A 22,242-nucleotide genomic window follows, 5' to 3' on the forward strand; every position below is an offset into this window, starting at 1 on the left:
GTGAGGGTGCGCGACAGCGGCTCCGACATCTCGAAGCAGGCGCGTGGCGGGGCGATCTCGCTGTTGACCTTGTAGTCGACAACCCGGAAGCCATGGCTGGCGCGCAGCGCCTCATAGCTGGCGCGGATACCGGCATCCTCGGCAAGCTTGAGGCTCTCCTTGTAGGCAGTCAGCGCGGGGCGCCAGAATTCACGGGCTGCGAAGCCCTGTGCCGCAAGATTGAGTGCGGCGGCCTCCTGGCCCGGCTCATCGAGCAGGCCGTAGGCCTTGAGCGCTGCGCCGATGAGCTTGCCGGGAAGGGCATAGCCATCGGAGTCATTGAGCGGCGTCGAGGCAGCAAGCTGCTGGGCCAGCTGCAGCCACAGCGCGCCATCCTGCGGGCGACGGGTGAGGAGCTGCTCCAGTGAGGCTGCCGCAAGCCGGGCATTGCCGGCCTGCTCGGCGGCGGCGACGTCCTGATCGATCTGTGCTTCGCTGCGGGTGACCTCCGGCGCCAGTCTTGCGAGTTCGTTGTCATAGTCGCCTAGGAAATAGGTGAACTGATCAACAGGGAAGGGCTTGGCGGCCGCGGCGGCCGTGACGCCGATCCACGCCATGCCCAGCAGCAGGAGCAGCGTGGTGATGACTGACCTAAGCCGAACTGGTTGCGCCGTCATCGGAAACTCCCACCTGTGGTGCCGTCTGATGAAAGCTTCCGTCCGCCATGGGCGGTTTGTCAACCACCGCCGGTCTTGGTTCGCTGCAGCGCCAGGGGCGCCGGTTCAGGGCTTCGGATGATCATCGTCCTGGAGGATGCGCCAGGAGGCGCCCTCGAGATCGTCATACTGGCCGGATTTCAGCGACCAGATGAAGGCCACGAGGCCAATGCCGCCCATGAACAGGGCAATCGGGATGAGATAGAGCAGGACGTTCATGCGGCATTCTCCAGCGCGGCGGGGCTGGAAGAAGCGGTTTCAGCCATGGACTGCGGCGCAGTCACCACGGCTCCGCCGCCACGGCCCGCGCGCAGCGCATTGGCGATGACGATGATGGACGAACTGGACATGGCCACCGCCGCGATCAGCGGCGACACGAGACCCACCATGGCCAGCGGCACGGCCAGCACATTATAGGCGACGGCAAGCGCAAAATTTTCCTTCGCGATGCGCTGGCTGCGGCGGCTCACCGCGATGGCGGTGGCCACGGCCGAGGCCGATTCGCCCATCCACACGGTTTCGGCGGCGGTGCGGCCGATGTCCGAAGCAGTCGAGGGCGCCATGGAGGTGAAGCCGGCGGCGAGCGCTGGCGCATCGTTGATGCCATCGCCCACCATCAGCACCCTGGCGCCAGCTTTGGACACGGCTTCGACATAGGCGAGCTTGGCCTGCGGGCTGGCGCGCGCCACCGCGGTTTCAATGCCCACGGCCTGGGCGACGCGGTTGACGGCGGCCTCGCGGTCTCCCGAAAGGAGGTGCACCGCAAGGCCCATGGTCTTAAGCATGGCGACGGTGGTGGCGGCATCGGCGCGCAGGCTGTCCTCGAACTGGAACACCACGGCCGGGCTTGCGCCGCGGCGGAACGCGAATTCGAGCAGGCCCTGATCCTGCGTGCTGTCTTCAAGGCCGCACCAGGCGCGGCTGCCGAGCCGCAGCTGTTCGCCGCCATAAGTTCCGGAAAGCCCGAGGCCCGGATGTTCGCTGACGGCGGTGACGTCCGTGGGGGTGAGGCCGCGCCGCGCCGCCTCGCGCAGCAGGGCGCGCGACAGCGGATGCTTGCTGGCCTGGGCGAGGCCTGCGGCAAGCGCCAGCGTGGCGGTTGAAACGGTGAGCGGCGGAACCAGCACGGGCTCGCCCCGCGTGAGGGTGCCGGTCTTGTCGAAGATCACGGTGTCCACCGCGTCCAGTTTTTCCAGCGCCGCGCCATCCTTGATCATGATGCCGGAGCGGAACAGCCGGCCGCTGGCCACCACCTGCACGGCGGGAACCGCGAGACCCAGCGCGCAGGGGCAGGTGATGATCAGCACCGCGACCGCGGCCATGATCGAGTCATGCCAGCCATTGCCCAGCAGCACCCAGCCCGCCAGCGTGGCGGCGGCGAGCGTGTGGACGGCGGGCGAATAGAAACGCGCCAGCCGGTCAGCGATGCGGATGTAGCGGGACTGGCCCTGTTCAGCAGCCGACATCAGCCGCACCAGCTCGCTCAGGAAGGTGTCATTTCCGGCGGCGGTGATCTGGACGGTGAGGGGCCCGGTGAGATTGAGTTCGCCGGCATGCACGCTGGCGCCGGGCTTCACCGCTTCAGGCGCGCTTTCGCCGGTGAGCAGCGAACGGTCCATGTCGCTTGTGCCGCCGGTGACGATGCCGTCGGCGGGCAGCCGGTCGCCCGCCGCCACCGCGGCGATCATGCCGGCCTTCAGGTCACGCGCTGGAACATAGCGGCGACTGCCATCGGAATCGATGATGGTGGCGCCGTCGCTGGACAGCGACACCAGCTGCGCAATGGCCGAGCGGGCGCGGGCGCGCATCAGATGATCGAGGTAACGGCCGGCTAGCAGGAAGAACAGCAGGGTGACGGCGGCGTCGAAATAGGCGTGCGCCTCGCCATTGATGGTTTCATGGAGGCTCATCAGCGCGGCCAGCAGCACACCCAGCGAAATCGGCACATCCATGTTGACGCGGCCGAGCCGCAGCGCGTTGACTGCTGAGCGGAAGAACGGCCGTCCGGCATAGGCCACGGCGGGAAGCGCGATCAGTGCTGAGAGCCAGTGGAAGAGATCGCGCGTGGCAGCGTCAGCCCCCGACCAGACGGAGACGGAAAGGAGCATCACATTACCGGCGGCGAAGCCCGCAACGGCAAGGGCGCGCAGGAGCTGGCTTCCTTCACGGTCATCACGGGTGAGGCCCGTCTCGCGCGGGTCGAAGGGCCTGGCCATGTAGCCGAGGACACCCAGCCGGTCGATCAGAGCCTGGGGCGTGATGGAATCTTGCCTGTAGACGACGGCGACGCGCCGACCGGTGAGGTTGACGCGGGCTAATGTCACGCCGGGAAGTGCGGAAAGATCGGTCTCGATGTGGGCCATGGCCTCCGGCCGGCTGGCCTGCGGAACAATGAATTCGATGCGCTGCAGACCGGGCCCGGCCGGCGACAGCCAGCGCGCGGCGTCCTCTCCCTCCAGCCTGAAGGGCTGGAAGACTTCGCCGTCGATGGTGCAGCAGGGCAGCATCACTGTGGATCCTGCACAAAGAAGCGGAAGGTCTTGCGGTAGTTGGGTACGCCATCGCCGCGCGCATCGACCTCAACTTCCCAGACCCCGGCGGAGAGTGTGGCCGGGGCTGCATAGGCGCCGCCGCCGAGCGAGGCGAAGGTGAGCGCTTGGTCCTGCTTGTCGGTGACGGTTCGTTCGAGCTTGCCGGTGATGGCAAGCCTGTCGATGGCCGAGCCCTGCGCATCGGTGAAGCTGAGCTTGATGCTGTCGCGTTCGAAGCTGACGGCCACCGTCCAGCCCAGCGCCTCCTGGGCGCGGGCCCGCGCCAGATCCTCGTCGAAGCTCTGGCTGGCGACATAGCCGTTGGCAACGACAAGCCCCGACCAGGTGGAATTGGCGAAATAGGCGAGCGTCAGGTTGACGCCGAGGATGACGCCGAAAAAGGCGACGAGCATCGCCAGCACATGCCAGCCGGTGAGTTGCCTTTCGGTTGCGGCGCGCGTCATGGGCTACTCCTTTTCTCCGGCGGCGTGGAAGATCGCATCATAGCTCACGCGTTCAGGCTCGCCCGTGGGGCCCAGTTCCTCCAGCCGGAAATGGAACTTGCGATGTTCGTGCTCGCGCACCTCGGGATCGGCGGTGGTGACGTAGATCTTGACGGCGCGGAGCTTGTCTGGCGCAACAGTGATGTCGAAGCTCTGGCCGCTGGCGCCGCTCTCGCCCACCATTTCCATGCTGGCGCCGGGCAGACCGTCGACCGACAGACGGAAGCTGCGCTCCTGCTGGCGCTTGTTGAGGATTTTCACCGTGTAGCCGTTGCGGATGGCGCCGTCGGACAGCGTCACAAACAGCGGATTGCGGTCTGGCACCACGTTGACGTCGAGCTGGCTGCGCTGCACAAGGCTTGCGAGCATGAGCAGGCCAACAGCCGCCCACAGGCCGAAATAGATCAGGGTGCGCGGACGCAGCAAGTGCCGCCAGGTCCAGTGCTCGTGCTTGCCGGCGGCGTCATCGGCATAGATGCGCGCCGTGGTGTAGCTGATGAGGCCCCTGGGGCTGCCGACCTTTTCCATGACAGTGTTGCAGGCGTCGATGCACAGCGCGCAGTTGATGCATTCGAGCTGGTTGCCGTCGCGGATGTCGATGCCCATCGGGCAGACGGCGACGCAGGCGTTGCAATCGACGCAGTCGCCATGCGCGAGGCCCTGCGCATCGGCCTTCTTGCGGCCGGCCATGCGCGGCTCGCCGCGCCAGGCGTTATAGGTGACGATGAGGGAATCCTCATCCAGCATGGCACCCTGGATGCGCGGCCACGGGCACATGTAGGTGCACACCTGTTCGCGCATGAAGCCCGCGAAGGTGAAGGTGGTGGCGGTGAGAATGGCGATGGTGAAATAGGCGGTGGACGGCGCCGTGCCGGTGAAGAGTTGGCGGAGCAGGGTTGGCGCGTCGGCGAAATAGAACACCCAGAAGCCGCCGGTGGCGATGGCGATCAAGAGCCACACCGCCAGCTTGGCGGAGCGTTTGGCGAGTTTGGCGGTGCTCCACGGCGCTGCGTCAAGCCGGATGCGGGCGTTGCGGTCACCCTCGATCTTGCTTTCGACGAGTATGTAGAGATCGGTCCACACCGTCTGTGGGCAGGCATAGCCGCACCATGCGCGGCCGAACAGCGAGGTGACCAGGAACAGCCCGACGCCGGCCATGATGAGCAGGCCCGCCACGTAATAGAATTCCTGCGGCCAGATCTCGATGAAGAAGAAATAGAAGCGCCGGTTGGCGAGATCGACGAGGATCGCCTGGTCTGGTGCGTCCCCCGGCCTGTCCCAGCGCAGCCACGGCGAGACATAGTAGATTGCCAGCAGGCCAAGGAGCAGCGCCCATTTGAGCCGCCGGAACGTGCCCTGCACCGCCTTCGGGTGAATGGCGACGCGAGAGGCATAAAGCGAGCGGTTCTGGGCCTTGTTGACGGCCTCGGCATCGTCCCTGGCCACCGCGTCTTGCGGGGCTCCAGACATGGTGATGAGTTCGGCCATCTACTGCGTGGCGGGAGGTGTCGCCTCGCCGCCGCCCAGCGTATGCACATAGACCGCGAGTTGCTTGATCGTCGCGTCGTCCAGCCGGTGGGTCCAGCCCGGCATGACGCCTAGGCGCGGTTTCACGATCTGCGCCTTGATGTTGTCGAGGGTGCCGCCATAGAGCGCGATCTTGTCGGTGAGGTTCGGAGAGCCAAATTCAGTGAGGCCCTTGCCGTCCTCGCCGTGGCAGGAGGCGCAGTTCTCCGCGAAGATGGTTTTGCCCGCCTCGGCCGTGGCGGCATCGGCCTCGCCGCCGGACATCGCGGCCACATAGTTGGCGACCTGGCCGATCTGCTCGGCCGTGAGGATGCCATCGGCCCCGAAGGCCGGCATCTGCGAATCCCGCGTTTCGGGATCGGCCGCATAGCGGATGCCGTGCTTGAGCGTGGTGTAGATCGCGTCGGGCGTGCCGCCCCACAGCCAGTCATCGTCGTTGAGGTTGGGATAGCCCACGAAACCGGCCGCACCAGAACCGTGGCACTGCACGCAGTTGACCTTGAAGGCGGCCGCACCGCCGGCTTGCGCGAAGGACAGAAGCTGCGAGTCCTTCAGGATGTCGTCAACGCTCATGGCGGCGATCTTGTCGAGATTGGCCTGCTGTGCGGTTCTCGCCTCGCTCAACTGGGTTTCGAGCGCCGCGCGCGAGGACCAGCCGAGCAGGCCGGGCGTGGCGGAGGTCAGCATCGGCCAGGCGGGATAGGCGATGGTGTAGGCGATCCCCCAGATGACCGTGGCGTAGAAAGTGTACAGCCACCAGCGCGGAAGGGGGGTGTTCAGCTCCTTGATGCCGTCCCATTCATGACCTGTGGTCGCAGTTCCCGAGACGTCGTCCTTTTCGATCTTGGTTGCCATGGGTCAATCCTCGGGATCGGTTTTCTGGAGGGGAATCTTGGCGACGTCGTCATAGGTGGCCCTGGAGCCGGGCCGGTAGGCAAAGATGACGATTCCGATGAAGATGATGAACAGCAGGAGAAGTCCCCAGCTGTCCGCGAATTGCCGCATCGTGCTGTAAGTTTCCATCAGCCTTACCTCGACAAGTCGGCCTTGAAGGTGGAGAAATCGACGAGCGTGCCCAGCATCTGGAGATAGGCGATGAGCGCGTCCATTTCGGTGATGCGGGGGTCGCCGTCGAAGTTGCGCGCCAGCGCTTTTGGGTAGCGCTGCATCAGGCCGTCAATATCCTCGCCTGTGGCCTGCGCCACCAGATCGGCTCTGGCGTTTTCAAGATCCTCCGGCCGGTACATGGCGCCCCTGCCGTTGTTGACCACAAGGTTGAGCGCGGCGAGGTGGCGGCCGATGCCATCGGGGTCGATCTCCTTCCCGGACAGGAAGGCATAGCCGGGCATGATCGATTCCGGCACGACGTTGCGTGGGTTTGACAGATGCTCACGGTGCCACTCGTCGGAATATTTGTTGCCGACGCGCGCGAGATCGGGCCCGGTGCGCTTGGAACCCCACTGGAAGGGGTGATCGTATTCCGACTCGGCCGCCAGGCTGTAATGGCCATAGCGCTCGACCTCGTCGCGGAAGGGGCGGACCATCTGGCTGTGGCAGACGTAGCAGCCCTCGCGGATGTAGACATTGCGGCCCGCCAGCTCGAGCGGGGAGTAGGGCCGCATGCCCTCGACCGTCTCGATCGTGTTCTGGAGGTAGAACAGCGGAACGATCTGAACGAGGCCGCCGATGGTCACCACGAGGAAGCTGAAGATCAGCAGCAGCGTGGCATTCTTCTCGATTGTTTCGTGTTTCATTGCCCAGTGTTCCTGTGCCTCAGGCCGGCGCCGATATCATGCCGACAGGCTGCGAGGCGGCCTCGGCGCCCCGGATGGTGCGATAGATGTTGTAGGCCATGAGCAGCGCACCCACGAGGAACAGGGCGCCGCCAAAGCTGCGGATGACGTAGTAGGGATGCATCGCCTCGACCGTCTCCACGAAGGAATAGGCGAGGAAGCCGTTGGCATCGTACTCACGCCACATCAGGCCCTGCATGATGCCCGAGACCCACATCGCCGAGGCGTAGACGACGATGCCCAGCGTGGCGAGCCAGACATGCCAGCTGACCAGCCGCAGCGAGTAGACCTCCTTCCTGCCCCACAGGCGCGGGATCAGGTGATACATGCAGGCCATGGAGATCATGCCGACCCAGCCGAGCGCGCCCGAGTGCACGTGGCCGATGGTCCAGTCAGTGTAGTGCGAGAGCGAGTTCACCGACTTGATCGACATCATCGGACCCTCGAAGGTGGACATGCCGTAGAAGGCGACCGAAATCACCATCATGCGCAGCACGGGGTCGGTGCGGAGCTTGTCCCAGGCGCCCGACAGCGTCATCAGGCCGTTGATCATGCCGCCCCACGAGGGCATCCACAGCATGATCGAGAACACCATGCCCAGCGTTTGGGCCCAGTCGGGCAGCGCCGTGTAATGCAGATGGTGCGGACCCGCCCAGATGTAGAGAAAGATCAGCGACCAGAAATGCACGATCGACAGGCGGTAGGAATAGACCGGCCGGTTGGCGCGCTTCGGGATGAAGTAATACATCATGCCGAGGAAGCCCGCCGTGAGGAAGAACCCCACCGCGTTGTGGCCGTACCACCACTGGGTGAGTGCGTCCTGCACGCCCGAGAACAGCGAATAGCTCTTGGAGCCGAAGAACGACACCGGGATCGAGAGGTTGTTGACGATGTGCAGCATGGCGATCGTCACGATGAAGGCGAGATAGAACCAGTTGGCCACATAGATGTGGGGTTCCTTGCGCTTCAGGATGGTGGCGAAGAACACCAGGAAATAGGCGACCCAGACGATGGTGATCCAGATGTCGACATACCATTCAGGCTCTGCATATTCGCGGCCTTCGGTCACGCCCAGCAGATAACCGGTGGCGGCCAGCACGATGAACAGCTGGTAACCCCAGAACACGAACCAGGCGAGGTTGCCCAGCGCCAGCCGCGCACGGCTCGTGCGCTGCACCACATAGAAGGAGGTGGTGAGCAGCGCAGTGCCGCCGAAGGCGAAGATCACGGCGGAGGTGTGCAACGGCCGGAGGCGGCCGAAGTTGAACCACTCGAGATCGGGGTTCCAGGCGGGATAGGCCAGTTGCAGCGCGATCACGACGCCGACGAGCAGGCCGACAACTCCCCAGAACACCGTGATGATGGCGCCCCAGCGCACCACGTCGTCCATGTAGCCCGACGTGTCGCGTGGCGGCGCGGCAAAGCTGCGGGCCCTGAAAATCAGGGCGAGCAGCGCCGCCCCGGCAAAGATGAACATGTGGATGGCGAAGGGCGTGTCCTCCGCCCGTGCCCCCATGACGATGGCCAGCAGCGCGAGTAGGCCCCACAGGGCCATCATCATCACTGCGCCGCCTCCGGCGTGCGGTGCCTGCAAACTGCGCGACTCAGCCCCCATGGGAGCCCCCCTTCCGGTCGATGATCCAGAGGCACGAATGCGAGCACCGGACGGGTCCGGCATTGATATGGATCAAGCAGCTGCAAGTGTCTGGTGTGTCATGCCGTTTTCCTTCTCCGGGGCCGGCTGTGAAGGCCCCGTGCCGGTCTTCTTCGCAAGAGGTGCCGGTGATAAGAGTGGGCAATGACAACCTCGCGGCTGATCCCGCTCATCATTGCATCGGCGCTGTTCATGGAGAACATGGACTCGACGGTGATTGCCACCTCGCTTCCGGCGATGGCGAGAGATCTCGGAACCGACGCGATCGTGCTGAAGCTGGCCTTCACCACCTATCTCCTCAGTCTCACCGTCTTCATTCCGGTGAGCGGATGGCTGGCGGACCGTTTTGGCGCCCGGCACGTGTTCCGGATCGCAATTGCCGTCTTCACCATCGGCTCGCTGGCGTGTGGACTTGCGACATCGCTCGGCGAACTGGTGGCGGCGCGTGGCCTGCAGGGAATTGGCGGGGCCATGATGGTGCCGGTGGGGCGCATCATCCTGCTGCGCAGCGTGCCAAAGTCGGAACTTGTGGACGCGCTCGCCTGGCTGACCATTCCGGCGCTGCTCGGACCGCTGGTCGGGCCTCCGGTTGGCGGCTTCATCACCGATCACTTCGGCTGGCGCTGGGTGTTCTGGATGAACCTTCCCTTCGGCGTGGCGGCAATCGGCCTTGCCACGGCGCTGATGCCCGACATTCGGGTTGAGCGCATTCCGCCGCTCGATCTGCGCGGCTTCATGCTGTCGGGGCTGGGGCTGTCGTGCTTCATTTTCGGCCTCACGGTGATGGGCCGCAACCTGCTGCCGGGCTGGATGCCGACGTGGCTGGTCGTGGCAGGCCTGGTGCTGCTCGCGGTCTATGGCCTTCACGCACGCCGGACGGCCGAGCCGATTCTCGACCTGCGGCTGATCCGGATCGAAACCTTCCGCGCCGGTATCGTGGGCGGCAGCCTGTTCCGCGTTGGGGTGGGGGCCGTGCCGTTCCTGCTGCCGCTGATGTTCCAGCTCGCCTATGGCATGAGTGCGTTTGAGTCAGGCCTGATCACCTTCGTGGCGGCGGCCGGAGCAATTTCGATGAAGCTCGGCGCTGCGCCGATGATCCGCCGCTTCGGGTTCAGGAGATTGCTGTTGGTCAATGGCCTGCTGGCCAGCCTGTCAATCGCGGTGATGGGCTTCCTGTCAGCCTCGACACCCTATGTGCTGGCGATCGCACTGCTGTTTGCGGGTGGCTTCCTGCGATCGCTGCAGTTCACGGCACTCAACGCCATGGCCTATTCCGATATCGATCACGCCCAGACGAGCCAGGCGACCAGCCTTTACACCGTGTTGCAGCAGGTATCGCTGTCCATGGGCGTCGTGCTGGCAGCCTTCGTGCTGGAAGCTGCACAGTGGCTGCGCGGCGAGGAAACGCTGACACCTCAAGACTTCAGCATCGCCTTTCTCGTCGTGGCGGCGGTGTCGCTGAGTGCCGTGGTGCAATATCTGTCACTCTCACCCCGGGCGGGGGCAAGCGTCAGCGGCAAGCAGAATTGACCGAATGTGCGGCCCGCGGTCTGCTCCCGCAGGCGGGAGAAGACATGACACGGTGACAGGCCGAGCTTCTAAGCTGCGCCCTTGTCGCCCATGAGCTGCTTCAATTCACCGGACTGGAACATCTCCATCATGATGTCGGCGCCGCCCACGAACTCGCCCTTGACATAGAGCTGCGGAATGGTCGGCCAGTTGGTGTAGTCCTTGATGCCCTGGCGGAGCTCGGCGGAGTCGAGCACGTTGATGCCCTTGAACGGCACGCCGAGGTGCTGGAGGATCTGCACTGAGCGCCCGGAGAAACCGCACATCGGCATGTCCGGCGTGCCCTTCATGAACAGCACGACATTGTTGCTCTTCACTTCATTGTCGATCCACTGGTTGATGTCGGTCATGTTCATTCCTCCGGCGTGCTGGTCTGAAGTGCGAGGGCGTGCAGCTCGCCGCCCATGCGGCCCTTGAGGGCAGCATAGACCATCTGGTGCTGCTGCACGCGGGATTTTCCCTTGAAGGCGGCAGAGACGACGCTGGCCGAATAGTGGTCGCCGTCGCCCGCCAGATCGCGGATCGTCACCACGGCATCGGGCAGCGCCTCCCTGATGAAGCGTTCGATGTCGGCGGCGGACATGGCCATGGTCGTGATTCCCCTTAAAGCTCACCCGCCATGAAGGCCGGGAACCAGCCCTCATGCGCGGATCGCAGGTCTGGGAGTGATATAGACGGGCCGTCGCCGATCTTCAATGCAGCCGCCTGGGTGACGCTGCCAATCCGTTCGGCGGGCACCCCGGCAGCCTTCAGCCCGGCGCACAGCGCATCGGCTTCTCGGTCCGGGGCGGTCACCAGGTAGCGCGCCTGGTCCTCGCCGAACAATTGCCGGTGGTTCAGCGCCACAAGGCTGGCGCCAAGCCCGGAGGCCAGCGCCATCTCGATGGCCGCCAGCACGAGGCCGCCATCGGAAATGTCATGCACGGCACTCAAAGTGCCGGCGCGGATCAACTTGCGCACCTCATCGCCATGGCGCTTTTCAGCGGCGAGGTCGACGGGTGGCGGGGCGCCGTCCTCGCGGCCCAGCACTTCGCGCAGATAGATCGACTGGCCCAGATGGCCGCCATGTCCGCCGACGAGGATGATCGCGTCGCCCGCCGCCTTGAACGCAATGGTCGCCATGCGGCTCAGATCAGGGATCAGGCCGATGCCGCCAATCGCCGGGGTGGGCAGGATCGCCTGGCCATTGGTCTCGTTGTAGAGCGAGACATTGCCCGACACGATGGGGAAATCGAGCGCCGTGCAGGCCGCCGACAGGCCCTGGATGGCGCGCACGAACTGACCCATGATTTCTGGCCGTTCCGGGTTGCCGAAATTGAGATTGTCGGTGATGGCGATGGGCTCGGCCCCCACCGCGGTCAGGTTGCGCCAGCATTCGGCCACTGCCTGTTTGCCGCCCTCGAACGGATCCGCCTCCACATAGCGCGGCGTGACGTCGGTTGAAACGGCGATGGCCTTGTTGCCCCTGATCCTGACGACGCCGGCATCGCCGCCCGGAACTTGCGCGGTGTTGGAGCCGATCAGGCTGTCATACTGCTCCCACACCCAGCGGCGCGAGCACATGTCGGGGGCGCCCACGATCTTCAGGATCGCCGCACGCAGATCATCCGGGGCTGGCACATCGGTCAGCACCGGCTGGGTCTTCGGCTCCACCCACGGACGGTCATATTCCGGCGCCTCATCGCCCATCTGCTTGATCGGCAGATCGGCCATCACCTCGCCCTGGTGCCTGATGACGAAGCGCAGCGTGTCGGTGGTCTTGCCGACGATGGCGAAATCGAGGTCCCATTTGCGGAAGATGGCCTCGGCCTCTTTCTCCCGCGCCGGGTCGAGCACCATCAGCATGCGTTCCTGGCTTTCGGAGAGCATCATCTCATAGGCCGTCATGCCGTCTTCGCGGCAGGGCACGCGATCGAGATCGAGTTCGATGCCTAGATCGCCCTTGGCGCCCATTTCCACGGCGGACGAAGTGAGGCCCGCCGCCCCCATGTCCTGAATGGCGATGACGGCGCCGGATGCCATGAGTTCAAGGCAGGCCTCGAGCAGGCACTTCTCGGTAAACGGGTCGCCCACCTGCACGGTGGGGCGCTTTTCCTCGGCCTTGCCGTCGAATTCGGCCGACGCCATGGTGGCGCCGTGGATGCCGTCTCGGCCCGTCTTGGCGCCGAGATAGACAACCGGCAGGCCCACGCCCTTTGCCTTGGAATAGAAAATCGCATCGGCGCGGGCGAGGCCCACCGCCATGGCGTTGACCAGGATGTTGCCGTTGTAGCGCGGGTGGAAGTTCACTTCGCCGCCGATCGTCGGCACGCCGAAGGAATTGCCATAGCCGCCGATGCCATGGACGACCCCCGACACGAGGTGCCGCGTCTTGGGATGCGACGGCGCCCCGAAGCGCAGCGCATTCATCGCCGCGATGGGCCGTGCGCCCATGGTGAACACATCGCGCAGGATGCCGCCGACGCCCGTCGCCGCCCCCTGATAGGGCTCGATGAAGGAGGGATGGTTGTGGCTTTCCATCTTGAAGACGATGGCATCGCCATCGCCGATGTCGATGACGCCGGCATTCTCGCCCGGCCCCTGGATAACGCGGGGCCCCTTGGTGGGCATGGTCTTCAGCCATTTCTTGGAGGATTTGTAGGAACAGTGCTCGTTCCACATCGCCGAGCATATGCCGAGCTCGGTCAGCGTCGGCTCGCGCCCGATGAGCTTCACGAAGCGCTCATATTCGTCGGGCTTGAGGCCATGGCTCTTCACCAGCTCTGGCGTGATCTTGATGTCGTTGGGACGCGTCATCGGTTGCCTATCAACTCTCCGTCACGCCGCCAGCAGGCTCTCGAACAACGCACGGCAGTCGGTGCGGCCGTGCAGCGGTTCGATCATGTTCTCGGGATGCGGCATCATGCCGATGACCGTGCCGGCTTCATTCATGATGCCGGCGATGTCGTTGGTCGCACCGTTCGGATTTGAGCCCTCCACATAGCGGAACACCACGCGGTTCTCGCCCTCGATCCGCTTCAGCGTTTCGGCATCGCAGATGTAATTGCCCTCGCCATGCGCCACCGGGCAGGCGACCACCGCGCCCTTCGCCATGCGGTTGGTGAAGAAGGTGCGGTTGTTCTCGACCCTGAGGCTCACCTGCCGGCAGACGAAGCGGAGACCCGCGTTGCGCACCAGCGCGCCGGGAAGAAGGCCTGCCTCGGTGATGATCTGGAAACCGTTGCACACGCCCAGCACCCTGAGGCCCTTTGCAGCCCTGGCGCGGATGTCCTGCATGATCGGCGAGCGCGCGGCAATCGCCCCGCAGCGCAGATAGTCGCCATAGGAAAAGCCGCCGGGTACCACAACGAGATCGACCTTCGGGAGTTCGGTTTCGGCATGCCAGACGGTGATGGGCTTCACGCCGGTCACGCTTTCCAGCGCCAGCAGCATGTCACGCTCGCGATTGATGCCGGGGAACACGACGACGGCGGATTTCATGCTGCGCGCCTCCGCCTCAGCTGAGTTCGATGTCGTAATTCTCGATCACCGTGTTGGCGATCAGCGTCTCGCACATGGCCGCGACCTGCTCGCGCGCCCGGGCCTTGTCGGTTTCGGCAAGGTCGATCTCGAAATACTTGCCCTGCCGCACCTCGCCCACCCCGGAAAAACCAAGGTGGCCGAGTGCGCCCGCGATTGCCTTGCCCTGCGGGTCGAGCACGCCGGACTTGAGGGTGACCCTGACCTTCGCCTTCATCAGTTGAGGTCCGACTTCACGAGCTTGGGCTTGGAGCGTTCCGGTTTCTCGGTTTCGGTGATGATGCCGAGCCGGCGGGCGACCTCCTGATAGGCTTCGATCAGCCCGCCGAGGTCGCGGCGGAAACGGTCCTTGTCAAGCTTGTCCTGGGTCTTGATGTCCCACAGGCGGCAGGAGTCGGGGCTGATCTCGTCGGCCAGCACGATGCGCATCATGTCGTTCTCGTAGAGGCGGCCGAATTCGACCTTGAAATCGACGAGCTTGATTCCGATGCCGAGGAACAGGCCGGAGAGGAAGTCATTGATGCGGATCGCCATGTGCATCATGTCGTCGATCTCCTGGGGCGACGCCCAGTTGAAGGCGGTGATGTGCTCCTCCGAGACCATCGGGTCGCCCAGCTGGTCGTTCTTGTAGTAGAACTCAATGATCGAGCGGGGCAGGGGATGGCCCTCATCGAGGCCCAGCCGCTTGGCGAGCGAGCCCGCCGCGACGTTGCGCACCACCACCTCGAGCGGGATGATCTCCACTTCGCGCACCAGCTGCTCGCGCATGTTCAGCGAGCGCAGGAAATGGGTGGGGATGCCAAGCTCGTTGAGGCGGGAGAAGACGAATTCGGAGATGCGCTGGTTGAGCACGCCCTTGCCCTCGATCACGGCCTTCTTCTGGGCGTTGAAGGCGGTGGCATCGTCCTTGTAGTGAACGATGATGGTGCCGGGCTCCGGGCCTTCATAGAGGATCTTGGCCTTGCCTTCGTAGATGCGGGTGCGCCTGCTGTTCATCTGCGATATCCTCGTCCAGTCACCTCGTCACCCTGCCGGGTTTAGACCCCGGCAGCCAGCTTGGCCAGTTCCGTCATGGAATCAGGGTTGAGTTTCCCCAAGACAGCGCGGGTGCATAACGCAAGGTGGAGCGGCGCACAATCACTGTTTGTTCAGTTGATTTGGCGTCCTTGGCTCGCTATTTCAAGGCCTTGGTTCGCACAACGGGAGATTGGCATGACCACCTTCGACAAGCGGCAGGAGGGCTTTGAAAAGAAGTTCGCCCATGACGAGGAGCTTCAGTTCAAGGCCGGCGCCCGCCGCAACAAGCTGCTGGGCCTGTGGGCCGCTGAAAAGCTTGGACTTTCCGGCGCAGAGGCAGAGGCCTATGCGAAATCCGTGGTGATGGCGGATTTTCAGGAGGCGGGCGATGACGACGTGTTCCGCAAGATCCGGGCCGACTTCGATGCCAAGTCGGTAGCGCAGTCGGACCATCAGATCCGCCGCACCATGGATGACCTGATGGCCACGGCCATCGAGCAGATCAAGGCGGCCGGCTAAGTGGCGGCCAGCCATTTTGACCTGAGGGCGCGGCTTGCCACCGGCGAGCCGTTCCTGTTCACATGGATGACGGTGCCCTCGGCCGGGCTTGCGGCCCAGGTGGCGCGGCTGCCCTTCGATGGCGTGTGCCTCGACATGCAGCACGGCATGATCGGATTTTCCGATGCGGTGGGGATGATCGCCGCGATCAATGCCGCGGGACGGCCGGCCCTGGTGCGGACGCTGTGGAATGACCCCGCGATCCCGGGCCAGGCCTTCGACGCCGGTTCGGTGTGCGTGATCGCGCCGATGATCAACACCCGCGCCGAGGCCGAGGCACTGGTGCGCGCTGCCAAATATCCGCCGATGGGCTCTCGCAGCTGGGGTGGCTATACGGCGCTTCAGGCCTCGGGCCTTAGCCCGGCGGACTATCTGCGCGAGGCCAACCGGCTGACCATGGTGTTCGCCATGATCGAGACGACCGAAGCCCTGGCCAATGTCGAGGCGATTGCCGCCACGCCCGGGCTCGACGGCTTGTTCGTTGGGCCTTCAGACCTGTCGATCACCCTGTCGCGCGGGGCAGGCATCGACAAGACCGGTCCTGCAACCCTCGACGCCATGGCGCGGATCGCCGCCGCAGCGCGCGCCCATGGGCTGGTCGCGGGCGCCTTTGGCGGCAACGCCGAGGTGATCGCAGCCTTCCGCAAGCTCGATTTCACCTTTCTGGCGGCGGCGGTCGACGTTGACCTGCTGCACATGGGGGCGGCAGCGCTGCGCAAGTCGCTCGGGGTTTGACGCCTCCGGCTTTCCGCGCCAGATTGAGCAGCCATGGATCATCGTGCCTTGCTTCCTCCCGGCCATGAGGCGATTCTCGACCGCCTGATCGCCCTTGCCCTGTGCGCCGGACCGGTTGCCGCACAGACCGACAAGTATTTCACCAACACCAGCCGCATCGTGGGTGCGCATGGCGACTCCCGCGTCACCTTCGCGGTGTTCATGCGCCGCCGCGTGGTGGCCGCCCTCGAGCCTGCCATACGTCTCATCCGGCATTTCGTGCCGGACGTGGAGGTCAGGCGCTTCTATGGCGAGGGCGATATCGTGCCTTCGGAATCCAAGATGCTCGAGGTGACGGGTTCGCTGGCGCGACTCTCGGAGGTGGAGACGCTGATGCTGCAGAAGGTGGGCTTTCCCTGTGTCTCGGCCAACAACGCCTATGAGATGTGCCGGGCCATGCCACAGGCCGCCTTCATGGACATGCACGCCCGCCACGGCAGCGGCGCGGAAATGAATATTCTTGCTGCCTATGGAGCGGCGGTAGGCTCGGCGTCTGCCCGGCAGGCGGATCCGGCCGTGAAGGGTTTCATCGGCTCCTCGCAGGACCTGACGGCGCCTTTCTTCGGCGCCACGGGCGGCATGGGCACCATGCCGCATGCGCTGGTGGGCTACACGGATGGCGATGTCCTGAAGGCGATGAAGCTGTTTGCCGCCAGCATCCCCGAGGCCAAGACGCTGACCGCGCTGGTGGACTATACCGGCCAGGAGGTGACGGACTCGATCCGCTGTGCGCACTGGTTCTATGACGAGGCGAAGCTCGACCGCGAGGGCAAGCGCTTCGGCGTCCGGCTCGATACGCACGGCGGCCGCTTCGCTGAAGGCCTCGATTACGAGAAATCAGTCGAGACCGTGGGGCACTGGCTGGGCGTGCAGGGCGAATACAACATCGTCGAACAGGTGCTCGGCGGCCGTGCGGTGCAACTCGACCCCAGCAACATCCTCGTCGACAAGGTGCGACGTATCCTGTTCGGCAAGGGCGTGTCGGCCGCCGCCATCATCCACGTCCGGCAGGCGCTGGATCAGGCGGGTTACCGTCAGGCCACCATTGTGGGATCATCTGGCTTCGATCCGCAGAAGTGCCAGATCATGGGTGCCGCGCGGGCACCTCTTGACATGGTGGGAACGGGAAGCTTCCTGCCCGCCACGCTCACTGAAACCTATGCCACGGCGGATGTCATCCGCTATGACGGCATGCGCCGGGTGAAGGTTGGCCGCGAGTTCCTGCATGACCTGGAGTAAAACCGTGGCGATGCCCGTGCGCCAAGTCCTGACCGGTCTCGTGCTGCTGCTCCTCCTGGTCGCCCCGGCGCAGCAGGCGGTCGCTTCCCGCAAGCCGAAGCCTGCGACGCCGGTTGTGATCGAAATCGATATCTCCCGGCAGGTGATGCGGGTCGAGGTGAATGGCTGGTCCTATGCGCGCTGGAAGGTTTCGACAGCAGCGCCTGGCTATCATACGCCGCGTGGCAGTTGGCGTCCGTTCCTGCTGAAACAGATGCACTACTCGCGCAAATACGACAATTCGCCAATGCCGCATTCGATCTTCTTCCTTGGCGGCTATGCCATCCATGCCACCTATTCGACCCGCCAGCTGGGGCGGCCTGCCTCGCATGGCTGCATCAGGCTTCATCCGCAGAATGCTGCAAGGCTCTATGCGCTCGTGCAGAAGCATGGCTTGAGGTCGACGCGGATCATCATCATCGACTGACGACGGGGGAACGGACAGGATGGCTTCGCGCGCGCCCGCACTGCAAACCGTACTCGATCTTGCCGAGGCCTGCATTGGCGCTGCGGCGTCTGGCGATGCGGCACGGGCAGCGTCCGAGGTGTTCGAGCGGCTGCGCAATGGCCACGGGGAGATGGATGCGGTTGGAGCCCGGGGCCTTCCTGTCTCAGATGCCTATCTCGCTCCTTGCATCGGGGCGCTTGCAAGTGCGGGCAGCAAGGTGGCAGCGCTGGGCCAGGCTCTGGCGGCGCTCGCCCCGGCCCTGGCATGGGACCGGCGCAAGACCAGCACGCCTGCCAACCAGCCATTCCATGATGGCCATGCCAATGCGACACTCGCGGGACCGGGCGGCTACGAACGGCGCGAGGACGTGTGGGTGGGGGCGACGCTCATGGCGCCTGGCATTCTTTATCCCGATCACAGCCACCCGCCGGAAGAGGTCTACCTCGCGCTGAGCGAGGGCGAGTGGTGGAATTCGGACATGGAGTGGACCGAGCCCGGCCGCGGCGGGATCATCTACAATCCGCCGGGCATTCTGCATGCCATGCGATCCGGACAGCGGCCTTTCCTGGCGCTGTGGGTGCTGCCGGTGGGATAGCGAGAGCGCTGGCCTGACCGAAACAGCGCCGGTCGGCCCGGTTTCACTCGCGAGACGGCGACAGTCCTCCAGCGACGCTTGCTATGCTTCTCCGAACACCCGGCGGAAGATCGTGTCCACGTGCCTGGTGTGGTAGCAGAGGTCGAACAGGTTTTCGAGCTCCGCCTGGGAGAGCAGGGAAGAGACCTCGCCGTCCTTCGCGAGGAGATCAAGGAAGCTGGCTTCGCCCCGCCACACCGGCATGGCGTTGCGCTGCACGGCGGCATAGGCATCCTCTCGGCTCATGCCTTTCTGGGTCAGCGCGAGCAGCACGCGCTGCGAATGGATGAGGCCGCCCAGCCTGTCAAGGTTGCGCTGCATGTTAACCGGGTAGACCAGCAGCTTGTCGATGACGCCGGTGAGGCGCTTCAGCGCAAAATCGAGGTGGACGGTGGCGTCGGGCCCGATGCCGCGCTCGACCGAGGAGTGCGAGATGTCGCGCTCATGCCAGAGCGCCACATTCTCGAGCGCGGGGATGATGGCCGAGCGCACCAGCCGGGCGAGGCCGGTGAGATTTTCGGTGAGCACCGGGTTGCGCTTGTGCGGCATGGCGGAAGAGCCCTTCTGGCCCGGCGCGAAATACTCCTCCACTTCCAGCACCTCGGTGCGCTGCAGATGCCGGATTTCGGTGGCCAGCCGCTCGACCGAGCTGGCCACCACGGCAAGCGCTGCGAAGAACATGGCGTGCCGGTCACGCGGGATCACCTGTGTCGACACGGGTTCGGGCGTCAGGCCCATCTTGCGGGCGACATAGTCTTCCACCATCGGATCGATGTTGGCGAAGGTGCCGACCGCGCCGGAGATGGCGCAGGTGGCGATCTCGCGCCGTGCCATGACAAGCCGTTCGCGGCCGCGCTGGAATTCGGCAAACGCCTGGGCGAGCTTGAGGCCGAAGGTGGTGGGCTCGGCATGGATGCCATGACTGCGGCCGATGCAGATGGTGCTCTTGTGCTCGAAGGCCCGGCGCTTCAGCGCCGCCAGCAGGCCATCGACATCGGCGATCAGCAGGTCGGCGGCGCGCGTGAGCTGCACACTCAGGCAGGTGTCGAGAATGTCTGAAGAGGTCATGCCCTGATGCACGAAGCGCGCCTCCGGCCCGACGATTTCGGCGAGATGGGTCAGAAAGGCGATGACGTCGTGCTTGGTGACCGCCTCGATCTCCTCGATGCGGGTGACATCGAAGACCGCATCCTTGCCCTTTTCCCAGATTCGGGCGGCTGCGGCACGTGGCACGGTGCCGAGTGCCGCCAGCGCGTCGGTGGCGTGGGCCTCGATCTCGAACCAGATGCGAAAGCGGGTCTGGGGCTCCCAGATCTCGAGCATTTCGGGGCGGGCGTAGCGTGGGATCATCTGATGGCCTTGGCGGTGGTCAGGGTGCGGTGTCGGGAACGAGCGGGGCGAGCGTCGCGGCGTCGATCTCGACGTAGCGGCCGTCGAGCCATCGGAGCCAGGTGATGGCAGGAGCGGTGAGATCGCCCCTGGCATCGAATGTCACGGGCCCGGCAACCGTAAGGGCGCGGTTGCCACCGCGCAACCATTCGGCAAGCCGTGCGCTGTCCACCGAGCCGGTTGCATCCGCAGCCGCCACCAGCGCCTGGATCGCTGCGTAGGCGTAAAGGGTGAAGCCGTCGGCGGGCCTGTCTTCGCTTTGCCAGCGCTGCAGCAGCGAGCGGGCGGCCGCAAAGCGCCGGGGATCGAAGGTGAAGGTCATCAGCGCGCCCTCTGCCGCCTCGCCGGCTTCCTTGCCGAAATCCTCGGTGACGAGAGAGTCGCTGCCGATCAGCTGCGCCTTCGACCCGGCAGCACGCAGTGCCTTGGCAAGTTGACCGCACTCAACATAGCTGCAGGCCACATAGACGACCCCCGCTCCGGACGCCCTGACCTTGTCCGCGAGTTCAGGAAGCGACTTGCTGCCTGCCTTGAAGCTCTCCGCGAGGATCGGCGCAACGCCGCTGGCGTCCAGCGCTGCGCGGAAGCGGGCGGCCAGTGCCGCAAACTGCGGAGCCTCATCCGAGAGTATGGCAACCGGCACCGTCTTGAACCTGTCGAGCACCAGCGCGGCCGCGGCATCGGCCTGTGCATCATCGCGCGGCACAAGACGGATCACGTTCCAGCCGGCCTCGTCGGTGAGCCTGGGGTTGGTGGAGGCCGGCGTGATCATCATCACACCCGCCTTTTCGTAAACCTTCGAGGCCGGGATCGAGGCGCCGGAGCAGTAATGCCCGATCACCAGCCTGATACCGGCAGAGACGAAGCCGGTGGCAGCCTCGACCGCCTTGCGCGGGTCGCAGGCGTCATCCGCGAAGGTCAGCGCCATGCGTTCGCCACGGATGCCGCCGGTAGCGTTGATGTCGGCCACCGCCTGTTCGACGCCGCGGCGCAGCTGTTCGCCCAGTGCCGCATTGGGGCCGGAGAATGGCCCGGCCACGCCCACCTGAATGTCCGCGGCGGCGGGCAGCGAGGCCACGAGGAGCATGGCGAATGCGAGGGAGGGGCGTATTCTGGTCATCACGTTGCGCATGGGGCTTGGACTGCAGTATCGGCGCTTCGCCTGCCGCTGGCAACAAAAGACCCGCGCAGAGGGCTGCGCGGGTCCGGTCCGTGAGGGGGATTGGCCTTACTTGATCGAGGGATCCTCGAAATACTGGCCGTCCTTGAAGGTGTACCAGACATAGACCGGGTTCACGAGATCACCCTTGGCGTCGAGCTTGATCTCGCCCAGGACGGTCTGTGTCGGGTTGCCGGCGCGGAGCCACTCGGCAATCTTCTGGTTGTCGGTCGACTTGGTGGCCTCGGCCGCCTGCTTGTACATCTGGAAGGCGGCATAGGTGTAGAGCGTATAGCCTTCCGGATCATAGCCGGACTTCTTGAACTCCTCGACGATCGCCTTGGCCTCTGGAACGTTCCGGGGCTCCGGCGCGAAGGTGAAGATCAGGTTGGTCGCGGCCTGGCCGGCGATGGTCCAGAGCTCGGCGGAGTTCATCGAGTCGCCCGACAGCATGCGGGCATTGAGGCCCTGCTCGCCCATCTGCTTCAGGATGAGGCCGGCCTCCGGGTGATAGCCGCCGAAATAGATGGCTTCGACACCGGCGTCCTTCAGCTTCGAGACGAGGGCGGAATAATCCTTTTCGCCCGCGTTGATCGACTCGCTCAGGACCTCGGTGAGGCCTGCTGCGTTCATCGCCTTGCGGGTCTCGTCGGCGAGGCCCTTGCCGTAAGCCGACTTGTCGTCGACGACCGCGACTTTCTTGCCGGCATAGTTCTTGGCGAGGAAGGCGCCAGCCACGCGGCCCTGCGCATCGTCGCGGCCGCAGACGCGGGCCACGTTCCAGCCACCCTCGTCGGTGAACTTGGGATTGGTGGAGGCCGGCGTGATCTGCAGGATGCCCTCTTCCTCATAGACCTTCGAGGCCGGGATCGAGGATCCCGAGCACAGGTGGCCGGCCACGAACTTCACGCCCTTGGAGGCCATCTGGTTGGCAACGTTCACGGCCTGCTTGGGGTCGCAGGCGTCGTCGCCGATCTCGAGCACCAGCATCTCGCCATTGACGCCGCCAGCGGCGTTGATGTCCTCAACGGCCTTCTTGGCGCCCTGCGAATACTGCTCGCCCAGCGCGGCCAGCTGGCCGGAGATGGGGCCGATGGTGGCCACGGTGATGTCGGCCAGCGCCGAGGTGGCGCTGAGGGCCGCCGCGAAGCCGATGGCCATGCCGGTCATGACAAATTTCTTCATTCTTAGTCT

23 protein-coding genes and 1 pseudogene are annotated in these 22,242 nt (G+C 64.9%); 6 read left to right on the forward strand and 18 right to left on the reverse strand.

Annotated elements, in window-relative coordinates:
* The 9 genes and pseudogenes from ACILRN_RS01870 to ccoN form a co-directional block, all read right to left on the reverse strand.
* A pseudogene (locus ACILRN_RS01870) lies at window positions 1–656 on the reverse strand (hypothetical protein); the annotation flags it as partial.
* Between the two features lie 105 nt (window positions 657–761).
* Window positions 762–914: a cbb3-type cytochrome oxidase assembly protein CcoS gene (gene ccoS, locus ACILRN_RS01875; protein WP_395684999.1), complete on the reverse strand. Its 153-nt coding sequence runs from the start codon at window positions 912–914 to the stop codon at window positions 762–764.
* Entirely contained in the window at window positions 911–3,202 is a 2,292-nt protein-coding gene (locus ACILRN_RS01880) for a heavy metal translocating P-type ATPase (protein ID WP_395685000.1), read from the reverse strand. The genes ccoS and ACILRN_RS01880 overlap by 4 nt, the downstream gene beginning before the upstream one ends.
* The gene (locus tag ACILRN_RS01885) at window positions 3,202–3,690 is read right to left on the reverse strand and encodes a FixH family protein (protein WP_395685002.1); all 489 of its coding nucleotides are present in this window, start codon (window positions 3,688–3,690) and stop codon (window positions 3,202–3,204) included. The genes ACILRN_RS01880 and ACILRN_RS01885 overlap by 1 nt, the downstream gene beginning before the upstream one ends.
* Before the next feature lie 3 nt (window positions 3,691–3,693).
* The gene (gene ccoG, locus ACILRN_RS01890) at window positions 3,694–5,217 is read right to left on the reverse strand and encodes a cytochrome c oxidase accessory protein CcoG (protein ID WP_395685004.1); all 1,524 of its coding nucleotides are present in this window, start codon (window positions 5,215–5,217) and stop codon (window positions 3,694–3,696) included.
* Window positions 5,218–6,111 (reverse strand): cytochrome-c oxidase, cbb3-type subunit III, encoded by an 894-nt coding sequence (gene ccoP / locus ACILRN_RS01895; RefSeq protein WP_395685006.1) that lies wholly within the window; start codon window positions 6,109–6,111, stop codon window positions 5,218–5,220.
* Window positions 6,112–6,114: 3 nt separating this feature from the next.
* Window positions 6,115–6,279: a cbb3-type cytochrome c oxidase subunit 3 gene (locus tag ACILRN_RS01900; protein WP_395685008.1), complete on the reverse strand. Its 165-nt coding sequence runs from the start codon at window positions 6,277–6,279 to the stop codon at window positions 6,115–6,117.
* A 5-nt stretch (window positions 6,280–6,284) separates the two neighbouring features.
* Complete coding sequence (ccoO, locus tag ACILRN_RS01905) at window positions 6,285–7,010, reverse strand: cytochrome-c oxidase, cbb3-type subunit II (RefSeq protein ID WP_395685010.1); 726 nt, start codon at window positions 7,008–7,010, stop codon at window positions 6,285–6,287.
* A gap of 19 nt (window positions 7,011–7,029) precedes the next feature.
* The gene (ccoN, locus tag ACILRN_RS01910; RefSeq protein ID WP_395685064.1) at window positions 7,030–8,607 is read right to left on the reverse strand and encodes a cytochrome-c oxidase, cbb3-type subunit I; all 1,578 of its coding nucleotides are present in this window, start codon (window positions 8,605–8,607) and stop codon (window positions 7,030–7,032) included.
* A 240-nt stretch (window positions 8,608–8,847) separates the two neighbouring features.
* Here ccoN and ACILRN_RS01915 point away from each other — a divergent pair, with 240 nt between their 5' ends.
* Entirely contained in the window at window positions 8,848–10,233 is a 1,386-nt protein-coding gene (locus tag ACILRN_RS01915; RefSeq protein WP_395685012.1) for an MFS transporter, read from the forward strand.
* 68 nt (window positions 10,234–10,301) lie between these two features.
* Here the strand turns inward: ACILRN_RS01915 and grxD are convergent, their stop codons facing one another.
* The 6 genes from grxD to purC are packed head-to-tail and all read right to left on the reverse strand — an operon-like array spanning window position 10,302 to window position 14,787.
* Entirely contained in the window at window positions 10,302–10,622 is a 321-nt protein-coding gene (grxD, locus tag ACILRN_RS01920; RefSeq protein WP_395685014.1) for a Grx4 family monothiol glutaredoxin, read from the reverse strand.
* A 2-nt stretch (window positions 10,623–10,624) separates the two neighbouring features.
* A complete protein-coding gene (locus ACILRN_RS01925) occupies window positions 10,625–10,861 on the reverse strand; it encodes a BolA family protein (protein ID WP_395685016.1) in 237 nt (78 codons plus the stop codon).
* 14 nt (window positions 10,862–10,875) lie between these two features.
* The gene (gene purL, locus ACILRN_RS01930; RefSeq protein ID WP_395685018.1) at window positions 10,876–13,068 is read right to left on the reverse strand and encodes a phosphoribosylformylglycinamidine synthase subunit PurL; all 2,193 of its coding nucleotides are present in this window, start codon (window positions 13,066–13,068) and stop codon (window positions 10,876–10,878) included.
* 21 nt (window positions 13,069–13,089) lie between these two features.
* Window positions 13,090–13,752 carry a phosphoribosylformylglycinamidine synthase subunit PurQ gene (purQ, locus tag ACILRN_RS01935; protein ID WP_395685020.1) on the reverse strand — a complete coding sequence of 221 codons (663 nt, stop codon included), beginning with the start codon at window positions 13,750–13,752 and terminating at the stop codon, window positions 13,090–13,092.
* Window positions 13,753–13,768: 16 nt separating this feature from the next.
* Window positions 13,769–14,011, reverse strand: coding sequence for a phosphoribosylformylglycinamidine synthase subunit PurS (gene purS, locus ACILRN_RS01940; RefSeq protein WP_395685066.1), 243 nt, complete (start codon window positions 14,009–14,011; stop codon window positions 13,769–13,771).
* A complete protein-coding gene (gene purC / locus ACILRN_RS01945; RefSeq protein ID WP_395685022.1) occupies window positions 14,008–14,787 on the reverse strand; it encodes a phosphoribosylaminoimidazolesuccinocarboxamide synthase in 780 nt (259 codons plus the stop codon). Before purC ends, purS begins: the two co-directional genes overlap by 4 nt.
* 216 nt (window positions 14,788–15,003) lie before the next feature.
* On the opposite strand from purC, the gene ACILRN_RS01950 reads away from it, so the two are divergent.
* Genes ACILRN_RS01950 through ACILRN_RS01970 form a run of 5 tightly spaced genes read left to right on the forward strand, consistent with a single transcriptional unit; the run spans window position 15,004 to window position 18,461 of the window.
* Complete coding sequence (locus ACILRN_RS01950) at window positions 15,004–15,327, forward strand: DUF1476 domain-containing protein (RefSeq protein WP_395685024.1); 324 nt, start codon at window positions 15,004–15,006, stop codon at window positions 15,325–15,327.
* A complete protein-coding gene (locus tag ACILRN_RS01955; protein ID WP_395685026.1) occupies window positions 15,328–16,101 on the forward strand; it encodes an HpcH/HpaI aldolase/citrate lyase family protein in 774 nt (257 codons plus the stop codon).
* Window positions 16,102–16,134: 33 nt separating this feature from the next.
* A complete protein-coding gene (locus tag ACILRN_RS01960; RefSeq protein ID WP_395685028.1) occupies window positions 16,135–17,379 on the forward strand; it encodes a hypothetical protein in 1,245 nt (414 codons plus the stop codon).
* Window positions 17,366–17,845 carry a L,D-transpeptidase gene (locus ACILRN_RS01965; protein ID WP_395685030.1) on the forward strand — a complete coding sequence of 160 codons (480 nt, stop codon included), beginning with the start codon at window positions 17,366–17,368 and terminating at the stop codon, window positions 17,843–17,845. The genes ACILRN_RS01960 and ACILRN_RS01965 overlap by 14 nt, the downstream gene beginning before the upstream one ends.
* 19 nt (window positions 17,846–17,864) lie before the next feature.
* Entirely contained in the window at window positions 17,865–18,461 is a 597-nt protein-coding gene (locus tag ACILRN_RS01970; protein ID WP_395685031.1) for a dimethylsulfonioproprionate lyase family protein, read from the forward strand.
* An 81-nt stretch (window positions 18,462–18,542) separates the two neighbouring features.
* Here the strand turns inward: ACILRN_RS01970 and purB are convergent, their stop codons facing one another.
* The 3 genes from purB to ACILRN_RS01985 form a co-directional block, all read right to left on the reverse strand.
* Window positions 18,543–19,850, reverse strand: a complete 1,308-nt coding sequence (purB, locus tag ACILRN_RS01975; protein WP_395685033.1) for an adenylosuccinate lyase — start codon at window positions 19,848–19,850, stop codon at window positions 18,543–18,545.
* A gap of 19 nt (window positions 19,851–19,869) precedes the next feature.
* On the reverse strand, window positions 19,870–21,009 hold the full coding sequence (locus ACILRN_RS01980) for a branched-chain amino acid ABC transporter substrate-binding protein (protein ID WP_395685035.1): 1,140 nt from the start codon (window positions 21,007–21,009) through the stop codon (window positions 19,870–19,872).
* Window positions 21,010–21,117: 108 nt separating this feature from the next.
* Window positions 21,118–22,233 carry a branched-chain amino acid ABC transporter substrate-binding protein gene (locus ACILRN_RS01985; protein WP_395685037.1) on the reverse strand — a complete coding sequence of 372 codons (1,116 nt, stop codon included), beginning with the start codon at window positions 22,231–22,233 and terminating at the stop codon, window positions 21,118–21,120.
* Between the last annotated feature and the right edge of the window lie 9 nt (window positions 22,234–22,242).

The organism is Aestuariivirga sp., assembly GCF_044238155.1.
Taxonomy (GTDB): Bacteria; Pseudomonadota; Alphaproteobacteria; order Rhizobiales; family Aestuariivirgaceae; genus Aestuariivirga.

Bases quoted from the DNA above. Each gene is read 5' to 3' on its own strand.
- ccoN (WP_395685064.1), bottom strand. From the start codon at position 8,607: ATGATGGCCCTGTGGGGCCTACTCGCGCTGCTGGCCATCGTCATGGGG.
- purC (WP_395685022.1), bottom strand. From the start codon at position 14,787: ATGAACAGCAGGCGCACCCGCATCTACGAAGGCAAGGCCAAGATCCTC.
- ACILRN_RS01985 (WP_395685037.1), bottom strand. From the start codon at position 22,233: ATGAAGAAATTTGTCATGACCGGCATGGCCATCGGCTTCGCGGCGGCC.
- ACILRN_RS01960 (WP_395685028.1), top strand. From the start codon at position 16,135: ATGGATCATCGTGCCTTGCTTCCTCCCGGCCATGAGGCGATTCTCGAC.
- ccoO (WP_395685010.1), bottom strand. From the start codon at position 7,010: ATGAAACACGAAACAATCGAGAAGAATGCCACGCTGCTGCTGATCTTC.
- purL (WP_395685018.1), bottom strand. From the start codon at position 13,068: ATGACGCGTCCCAACGACATCAAGATCACGCCAGAGCTGGTGAAGAGC.
- ACILRN_RS01915 (WP_395685012.1), top strand. From the start codon at position 8,848: ATGACAACCTCGCGGCTGATCCCGCTCATCATTGCATCGGCGCTGTTC.
- ACILRN_RS01880 (WP_395685000.1), bottom strand. From the start codon at position 3,202: ATGCTGCCCTGCTGCACCATCGACGGCGAAGTCTTCCAGCCCTTCAGG.
- purQ (WP_395685020.1), bottom strand. From the start codon at position 13,752: ATGAAATCCGCCGTCGTCGTGTTCCCCGGCATCAATCGCGAGCGTGAC.
- ACILRN_RS01950 (WP_395685024.1), top strand. From the start codon at position 15,004: ATGACCACCTTCGACAAGCGGCAGGAGGGCTTTGAAAAGAAGTTCGCC.
- ACILRN_RS01970 (WP_395685031.1), top strand. From the start codon at position 17,865: ATGGCTTCGCGCGCGCCCGCACTGCAAACCGTACTCGATCTTGCCGAG.
- ccoP (WP_395685006.1), bottom strand. From the start codon at position 6,111: ATGGCAACCAAGATCGAAAAGGACGACGTCTCGGGAACTGCGACCACA.
- purB (WP_395685033.1), bottom strand. From the start codon at position 19,850: ATGATCCCACGCTACGCCCGCCCCGAAATGCTCGAGATCTGGGAGCCC.
- ACILRN_RS01885 (WP_395685002.1), bottom strand. From the start codon at position 3,690: ATGACGCGCGCCGCAACCGAAAGGCAACTCACCGGCTGGCATGTGCTG.
- ACILRN_RS01965 (WP_395685030.1), top strand. From the start codon at position 17,366: ATGACCTGGAGTAAAACCGTGGCGATGCCCGTGCGCCAAGTCCTGACC.
- ACILRN_RS01925 (WP_395685016.1), bottom strand. From the start codon at position 10,861: ATGGCCATGTCCGCCGCCGACATCGAACGCTTCATCAGGGAGGCGCTG.
- ccoG (WP_395685004.1), bottom strand. From the start codon at position 5,217: ATGGCCGAACTCATCACCATGTCTGGAGCCCCGCAAGACGCGGTGGCC.
- ccoS (WP_395684999.1), bottom strand. From the start codon at position 914: ATGAACGTCCTGCTCTATCTCATCCCGATTGCCCTGTTCATGGGCGGC.
- grxD (WP_395685014.1), bottom strand. From the start codon at position 10,622: ATGACCGACATCAACCAGTGGATCGACAATGAAGTGAAGAGCAACAAT.
- ACILRN_RS01900 (WP_395685008.1), bottom strand. From the start codon at position 6,279: ATGGAAACTTACAGCACGATGCGGCAATTCGCGGACAGCTGGGGACTT.
- ACILRN_RS01980 (WP_395685035.1), bottom strand. From the start codon at position 21,009: ATGACCAGAATACGCCCCTCCCTCGCATTCGCCATGCTCCTCGTGGCC.